The organism is Candidatus Poribacteria bacterium (assembly GCA_021295755.1).
In the GTDB taxonomy this organism is placed as follows: Bacteria; Poribacteria; WGA-4E; order WGA-4E; family PCPOR2b; genus PCPOR2b.
In genome coordinates, this window is record JAGWBT010000064.1 from 19,761 (window position 1) to 27,419 (window position 7,659).

At 47.9% G+C, this 7,659-nt stretch carries 8 protein-coding genes; 4 read left to right on the forward strand and 4 right to left on the reverse strand.

The features are described from left to right. Positions 1–13: 13 nt before the first annotated feature. From J4G02_10910 to J4G02_10920, 3 genes are all read left to right on the forward strand, one after another. The gene (locus tag J4G02_10910) at positions 14–523 is read left to right on the forward strand and encodes a DUF1854 domain-containing protein (GenBank protein ID MCE2395085.1); all 510 of its coding nucleotides are present in this window, start codon (positions 14–16) and stop codon (positions 521–523) included. A 62-nt stretch (positions 524–585) separates the two neighbouring features. After that, positions 586–1,137: a hypothetical protein gene (locus tag J4G02_10915; GenBank protein ID MCE2395086.1), complete on the forward strand. Its 552-nt coding sequence runs from the start codon at positions 586–588 to the stop codon at positions 1,135–1,137. Between the two features lie 83 nt (positions 1,138–1,220). After that, positions 1,221–2,630 carry a hypothetical protein gene (locus J4G02_10920; GenBank protein ID MCE2395087.1) on the forward strand — a complete coding sequence of 470 codons (1,410 nt, stop codon included), beginning with the start codon at positions 1,221–1,223 and terminating at the stop codon, positions 2,628–2,630. 82 nt (positions 2,631–2,712) lie between these two features. Here the strand turns inward: J4G02_10920 and J4G02_10925 are convergent, their stop codons facing one another. The 4 genes from J4G02_10925 to J4G02_10940 form a co-directional block, all read right to left on the reverse strand. Next, complete coding sequence (locus J4G02_10925) at positions 2,713–3,810, reverse strand: Gfo/Idh/MocA family oxidoreductase (GenBank protein ID MCE2395088.1); 1,098 nt, start codon at positions 3,808–3,810, stop codon at positions 2,713–2,715. A gap of 209 nt (positions 3,811–4,019) precedes the next feature. Continuing rightward, positions 4,020–4,934: a HEAT repeat domain-containing protein gene (locus J4G02_10930; protein ID MCE2395089.1), complete on the reverse strand. Its 915-nt coding sequence runs from the start codon at positions 4,932–4,934 to the stop codon at positions 4,020–4,022. A 519-nt stretch (positions 4,935–5,453) separates the two neighbouring features. Next, entirely contained in the window at positions 5,454–6,173 is a 720-nt protein-coding gene (locus J4G02_10935) for a DUF3179 domain-containing protein (GenBank protein MCE2395090.1), read from the reverse strand. Positions 6,174–6,194: 21 nt separating this feature from the next. After that, positions 6,195–6,518, reverse strand: a complete 324-nt coding sequence (locus J4G02_10940) for a DUF3179 domain-containing protein (GenBank protein ID MCE2395091.1) — start codon at positions 6,516–6,518, stop codon at positions 6,195–6,197. A 169-nt stretch (positions 6,519–6,687) separates the two neighbouring features. Here J4G02_10940 and J4G02_10945 point away from each other — a divergent pair, with 169 nt between their 5' ends. Next, entirely contained in the window at positions 6,688–7,548 is an 861-nt protein-coding gene (locus J4G02_10945) for a hypothetical protein (GenBank protein MCE2395092.1), read from the forward strand. Positions 7,549–7,659: the final 111 nt, after the last annotated feature.

Genomic DNA, 7,659 nt, shown 5'->3' on the forward strand with positions numbered 1-7,659 from the left:
AGGAGTAGACCCGGTGGAACAACCCATTCGGATCGAAGATGAAGTCCAATTTCTTGATCCCCAACGCTTGAAAATTAGCCGCAACCAATTTGCAGAGCTGGAAGCGGAGCTGCCGGACGGTACAGTTCACGCGCCTGTAGAGCCGGTCCGCACGTTTCCACTGACCCAACCGAATCAATATATCAGTTTACTTGACGTCCACAAAAACGAGCTTGGCTTGATTGAGGACATAAATCAGTTAGAAAAGGCAGATCAGACAGTCCTTGCGGAAGAGTTGGAAAAATGCTATTTTATGCCAAAAATTACAAGGATTTACTTCATTGAAGGACGGTTCGGTGTCACAGAGTGGGAAGCCGAAACCGATAGTGGCACCGTTTCTTTTGATCTGCGTTCTCGGAATGATATTACCACATTTAATGGCGGACGGGTGCTGATTAAAGATATTGATGGGAATCGATACGAAATTGTCAATTATCATCAGCTAGATCCGCAGAGCGTAGCCCTCCTCGAAACACAGATCTAACGTATCAAACGTGAAGTGGAAAAGCGGCTTACGTGTCATGTAAGGATGATTTTGAGTCACCAATGGACCGTGCGACAATTGCCCTTATTCTCAGTATCATCGCCGTTATACTTGCTGCTTCTAAATGGATCCATGACCTCCATGCAGACCGCGCTGGCAGGCGAACCCACAGTCGAAGGCGGCGCGGAAGCCATCTCAGAGTCGAGCTACTAACAAAACAGGCAAACTGCTTTATCACACGTGGTGGACATCTGCTGTTTCTCGTTTCGTGTCGCATCTACAACGAGGGCGATCAGGTCCCTGTTACAATTCAAGCGTGTCAGTTCCAAGCGAAGATTGGACATAGGTGGCAAGATACGGAGTTATACCAAGTCCCGCATGCGGTGCTCTTTCCAAGTTTACTCCGCAACAGTCTCCCTATCAGTCTCAAACCGGAAGAACGACAAGACTTCTATGAGGTTTTTGCCCTCGATGCCTTAATTCCGAGTACCACAATTAAAATCCGACTCAGGTTTCAAAGTGGGCGTGGAAAGATAACACTGTGTCGGGATAAATTCAACCATCGTGTTGACGATCACGCAGTTTTTGACATTCTGTTCCGTGTCTTTGAATAGGAGAGATATTGCCGTACATCAGCGGAGAGCACTATCTACTTGGGCAAGAAATTATACAAAAATGATTTTTTAGGGAGAAATTGATGAACAGGAGCAAGTACGTTGCCCTTTGGATTGGAATGTTGTCATTGGGCTTTGTCTTGGCAACTTATGGTCAAAATGAAATTGCAGGTGAAACAGCGCTGTCATATGGGGGACCACCGAACCCAGAAGAAATGGCTTTGAGTAGGGGAGAACTTTCGGGACTTGGATTTACCTTCATCAATGGCGAACCGTTCTTGCGGTTTCAGTTGCAGCCGGAAATAGATCTCGGTAAAGTCGGATTTGGGCTCGGTCTTGTCCTGCTTTACAGCTCCTCTGAGGATGGCGAACACACAATCCTCGCTGAGGATGGCGAGACGTGGGACAATATCAGTACCATCTCGCGGGTTGTGCGCTATGTGCGTTATGGCCATCTCAGTGAATCATTTTACACCCGTTTCGGTGCATTGGACTACGCCACTATCGGGCACGGGTTCATTATGTCGGGGTATTCAAACTATGACCGCCGGGGCTTGCGGCTCAACCTTAGTTCAGAGACAAAAAAGATTGGGGTTGAGACAATCCTCAACAACGTCGGCGATCCAACTGTTTTCGGCGGACGGTTGTTTGTTCGTCCTCTGCAACAGGAGGAGGGTGGCATTCCACTCCTTAACAGTCTTGAATTTGGCGGAACCTATCTAACAGACATTGAGCCTGATCCGAGTCTGATGCCGGACGGAGATCCGCTTATCGCATTGGGGGTCGATATCGGTTTCCCGCTGATTCACAACAAGTCGCTGCGCTTGGATATATATGATGATGTGGCTTTCTTAAACACGAAATCGGAAACGAAAGCGGAGGAGATTGATGAGGTAACTGATATTGCAATAGGGAATGCTATCGGAATTGGTGTGTCGCTTTCCCAAGCCCTTTTCAAGGTGGAGTACCGCACTTTCGGCGCACGATTTTATCCGACCATTTTTGACTACACCTACGACGCTGCCAAAGGCGTTGCTCCTGACTTTTTGGGTATGGATGAAGAGGAGGCAGGTCAAGCAAGGCAAGGTTACTTCTCGATGATTGCTGTGAGACCGGTTCCACAGGTCAATTTTATAGCATCATTTGAGGACTATACCAATACGGAGCCAAAGTTATATCTGGGCATCACGGAATCTGGGGTAGTTGAACGGATGTCGTTCCGAGCATTCTATCTCAAACGCAACATTGGTGAGCCAGATCCCGGTTTTCCCGAGAAAGAAGGGAGCAAAGATCCGAGCTTTTTTGAAGACCTCTTCCGTCTTGATAGTAAATCCGCATTCATTGTGCGAATTGGATATGAGATCTTTCCGAGGTTTGAGATCGCAGTCCTCCGCGAATATTGTTTCCGGCGGGTAGAAGATGCGGCGGGTAAGACACACTTTGAGCCAATTCAGAAAACTTCGGTCGAAGCCGGTTTCAGGCTCAATTTCTGAGGTGAGAACTTTTCTCAAGACAGAGAGCGTTACTGAGGGATTAGGCAGGTCCCAATCCCTCTAATTCATCGTCCGACTCAGCCTAGTCAATCTCCCGAAAATCAGGCACCTCAACGGGCTTTCCACCATTTGCAATAGACTCCTCAGAAACCAATCCCGGCACTGTGAAATCCATGGCATCATAGACATCAATTGGCGGTTTGGTGTCATTGATGATGCTATCGACAAAACCGCGCATCTCGAAATACTCCTCACTCACATCTCCAGCCTTCACCGCTTCCTCCGGCGGATTTTTCCAACTCTCCGGTAGAAATTCGTCTTCAAAGTCTGCGAGCGGTCGCCACTCTCCCTGTTGATGGTAATCTGCCAACCAAACTTTTTCTACATCCTTCAATCCCCGTGTGCCTTCATAACAACCTTTCGTTCCCTGCAAACTCAAGTATGAATTCGCAGGACGGTTGGAGAGCATATCAATCCGGATCTTAATCAGAGCGCCACTTTCAGTCTTGCACAACATCATCACTGTATCTTCCATAGCATGTTCCGGATCGGTGTGCACACCAGTGCCAAGACAACACACCGAAACGACGCGTTCGTCGAGCCAGTCCATCACCGGACCGAGGCTATGCGTTGCATAGTTACATCGGTTTATTCCCACCTGCCAATAGTATCGCCAAGTTGGATTGCCACCGCTATCGTGATGCAGCACTTTGATGTCATGGAGATATTCGCCCTCGCCAAAGTAAATGTCCCCAAACAAGCCTTGACGCACCATGTTTCCAATTAACATGCTCGACCGTGTATAGCACTTATTCTCCGCCATCATATACTTCGTTTTGCTTTTTCTGACCGCTCTAACTAACTCGTAGCACTGTTCGAGGGAGGTCGCTGCTGTCACCTCACTCACCACATGCTTCCCTGCTTCCAACCCCGAAATAGATTGCGGCACATGCAGATTTTCGGGCGTGCCCAGCACGACGATATCAATATCAGCCGCAAGCATCTCTTCATAGTCCGTGAACCGTTTCGGAACACCATATCGATCTCCGACCTCATGAAGCGTGTCTTCGTTCAGATCACAGATTGCAGTTACCTCTGTTTCTGTAATAGTCGTGAAGGGACGGATATGTCCCGCTCCTCTGCGTGCGCCAACAATGCCGACTCTTAATCGATCCTTCATCTGCAGCTCCCTTTTTACTTTGAGGGTATTTATGGCCAAGTACTTTAGTATTTCACACAGAGATTTTACTCCATTTCTGGCAATTGTGCAATCCCATAGTGTTTGAGCCGGGGTATTTAATTCTCTAACTGAATCTGCCTCCTGATGTAACATCAGAAGGCAGATCTCTTCGGTCCCACGAAACGAGACCTTACAAGTTCAAGCAAGCCTTACTCTTTACTTGCTATCTCGATCACCGCAGGTTGCTTTGAATCCCGATGAAATCGGGGTTGAGAGATGTCATCCATCGCAGCTAACGCTCGCGCTGCATACAAACGAACCCCAGCCACTTTACAACGCGACACCTCCGTCAAGACGCGGATAGCCATATCGTGTTTGGAGTTATCAGCTTGAGCCAACGCATAAGCAGCGTTGGCACGCACCCACGGCGACTCATCGTTTAATACGTTTATCAACGCAGCAACAGCCGTTTGTGTCGGTACGCCGATCTGACCCAATGCCTTCGCTGCAGTGCCACGAAGGGTTACCTGTTGATGGTTGAGTGCGTACGCTAACCCAGGAATAGCTGCTTCAGCCGGTGCACCAATCTGCCCCAACATCGAAGCTGCCCAGATGCGTACATTGGTATGCTTGTCACTTAATGCTTGAATTAAGGCGAACACAACTGTTTGGGAGGACTGGTCAATCTTGCCCAACGCCGAAGCAGCGTTTTGACGAACTTCCCATCGCTGATCATTCAATGCTTGCACCAATGCAGGGATCGCATTGGGTTCACCAATCCGACCCAAGGCATAAGCCGCAGTGGAACGAACAACAGCATCTTTGCTATTCAGGGATCGTATCAGTTCAGGCACAGTGGGAGAACCTATCCGCACTAAAGCAGAGGCGGCCGCAGCTCGAACCTCACCACGCTCATCCTGCAATGACTTGACCAACACTGTGATAGAAGCCGGATCACCAATCTGCCCTAACGCATGAGCGGCTTTGCGACGAATCTCAACTATCTCTTCCCTGTGTTGCAATTGTTCAATAAAAGAACCTATCTCCTGTCCTTCAGCTGCGAATCCAATAGCTATCGCACTGATGATTCCCAAAAAGATTAAGCTAATTCTATAGCATCTCATAATTCATTCCTCCTGTTCCGGTAGACGTTAAAATCATCTGGTGATTTACCGTCAAAAAATAAGCATTTAATCGCTCATACATTTCCCTTGCTCACAATTTGCCCTCTTACGAAAGAGGACCCCTGTTTCCAGAGGTAACAGGGAGGGTTAGAGGGATTGAATGACTGATTGAATTACCAATCCCTAAATAACTCCCTGTGCCCATTTTTCTTCAGAATATCTTCATTTTCGGAAGATTTACATGTCGGAATGTTCACAAAAAGGTAAAATCCGTTTTCCTTGTCGTGAATTATACCCCACAAATATGAAGTAGTCAAGTTAAAATTGCAGATCTATGGGAAAACAAACCTTCCCATCAAAATCAATAATTGTGATATAATATCAAGTGCGTGGTGCCGTTGAGGCGGTAGGAAATGTAGCGGGACGGAGGGAAGAGTGGACTATCCTTCCCGCCTTCTGGACGGCTCTTACTTGGAGGGATTTTCGCCAAACCTGTGTATTACGGTAAGCAATAAAACCTTAGTTATAGACAGTTGTTTCAGGATGGTAACGCGCCCAAGCAAACCAGTAGATATTCATCGCTGGCAATCGCTTTAATGTGTGTCCCTTAAGTTTGCCTTCCGTTGCCACCCCTGTGATAAGGTTCCACGTTGTTTCCGTTTTGATGTCTTTAACAAAATAACCTTGCGCTGGCTTAAACGTCAATGTTTCTCCATCTACAGTACGGAGAAAAACGGCGGTCGCATTCGACTCTAGATCATGGAAGGCTAACACCGGCTCGTCAGCTACCTCGTCGTTGATGATTGATTGCTTCTTAAAAGCTGTGAAAGGATAAGCGCGATAGCTTTCATTGATACGAACGCCAACAACTAGCTCTTTATTCATCAGGCGGTTGTCGGTATACTGGGTGCCGCTTATGCCTGCGTCGGGACTGGCATGATACATCGCGTAGTTATCGATTCTTATCTCTTGGATTTGTTTCCCCGGACGACGAAAATCGTTTGCCGCAGAGAGCACTTCTGTCAATGGATGATTTCGTTTCCAATCCTTCCAAGTGATTCGTGGTGTACCAGCTAACATCGTTAACCGTTTCCCCTTGAGTTCGCCTTCCACCGCTGCTCCAGTAATGTGCGACCAGAGGGTCCGGGTTTGGTGGTCATACATGAGCAGCGCATCGCGTAAAAGTTTGCCAGAAACGCCAAACGTGTAGATTTTTCCATCAAGTTCGCGACTATACACGATAGCCGTCTTGCAGAGTGGTCACCACGTCGTCGCAATCTTGACGCCGCCGACCTCATCATTGACAATTTCGTGTCCGTTGAGCAGATGGATCGAATAGGCGCGGCTTTCGCCATTCAAACTAACGCCAATCACCGGCGAGTTATCCGCTAGCTTCGCTTTATTGGCAGAGACAAATTCGGGGTTTAGGATTGCAGGAATCGCATCATACGGTAGAACTGTGAGGATGCGATCGTCCGAATAATCTTTTGCTGATGCAAGCGCATTGACCTCCCCCGAATCTCGGGCACAGCCGAACAGTATAAAAGCTGCTGTTGTCAATAGAAGGATTAGATTCTTTTTCATTTTTTCCCTTTTAATTTTGGCTATAGGTATACTTTCTGAGAAAGCTCTTAAAAAGAGATAGACGGAAATTCAAGTCGATTGTTATTAGAAAAGTATACCACACCGTTAGGCAGAATTCGTAATTTAACTCACGGATTGTTCAAATTCTAAATCTTGGAGGTACAGTATTATGATATATGGTTCAGGTAGCCATACCTATGAGGTGCAAGAAGGTTGGGGACAACTCCCCGATGGTTGGAAATTTGGGTGGATCCCCGCAGTCGCAGTGGATTCACAGGACAGAATTTATGTTTATAGTCGAAGCGAACGCCCGATGGTTGTATTCGATCGCGAAGGTAACTTTCTCGCATCGTGGGGCGAAGATATCCTCAAGGACTCGCACGGTATTTTCATTGATGCCGATGATCACATTTATTGCGTTGAGCGAGAGGTGCATGTCATGCACAAATTCACCGCTGATGGCGAACTCCTGATGACGCTGGGGACTCCCGATCAGCCCGGTGCGGAAGGTGAGCCTTTCAATTTACCGACAGATCTTGCGCTCGGTCCTGACGGCGAGATGTTCATCAGTGACGGGTACGGCAACGCACGAATCCACAAATACTCCTCAGATGGTGAGTACATCATGTCTTGGGGATCACCGGGAACGGGTCCCGGTGAGTTTGATCTGCCGCACTGTGTCCGGGTAGACCGTCATAACCGTGTAATGGTCGCAGACCGGAGCAACAACCGCATCCAGCTTTTCACACTTGATGGCGAATATATTGAGGAGTGGGGTGGATTTCTAGAGCCAGATACTATCTTTATTGATGACGATGACATTGTTTACATTGCAGAGTTACAGCAGCGCCTCACAATTCTGACACTTGATGGCGAGATTATCACACAATGGGGTAGCGAGCGGGGCAGCACTGTTCCGGGCGAGTTCTTCGCCTGTCCACACGGTATCTGGTTGGATTCGCACGGTGATATTTACGTCAGCGAGGTGCAAGCGGATCATCGTTTACAGAAGTTTGTCCGACAGAAGTAACCTGACTTTGTCACGTTATGAGGCAGCCTATAGTGAGGAATTGAAAAATGCCAGATATGCAAGGGACGCAGCGCCGCGTACTCATCACCGGAGGTGCTAGCGGTTTCGGAT

What these genes read in the sequence shown, in the direction of transcription:
- J4G02_10920 (MCE2395087.1), top strand. Translation starts at nt 1,221, where the DNA reads ATGAACAGGAGCAAGTACGTTGCCCTTTGGATTGGAATGTTGTCATTG.
- J4G02_10915 (MCE2395086.1), top strand. Translation starts at nt 586, where the DNA reads ATGGACCGTGCGACAATTGCCCTTATTCTCAGTATCATCGCCGTTATA.
- J4G02_10925 (MCE2395088.1), bottom strand. Translation starts at nt 3,810, where the DNA reads ATGAAGGATCGATTAAGAGTCGGCATTGTTGGCGCACGCAGAGGAGCG.
- J4G02_10930 (MCE2395089.1), bottom strand. Translation starts at nt 4,934, where the DNA reads ATGAGATGCTATAGAATTAGCTTAATCTTTTTGGGAATCATCAGTGCG.
- J4G02_10945 (MCE2395092.1), top strand. Translation starts at nt 6,688, where the DNA reads ATGATATATGGTTCAGGTAGCCATACCTATGAGGTGCAAGAAGGTTGG.
- J4G02_10940 (MCE2395091.1), bottom strand. Translation starts at nt 6,518, where the DNA reads ATGAAAAAGAATCTAATCCTTCTATTGACAACAGCAGCTTTTATACTG.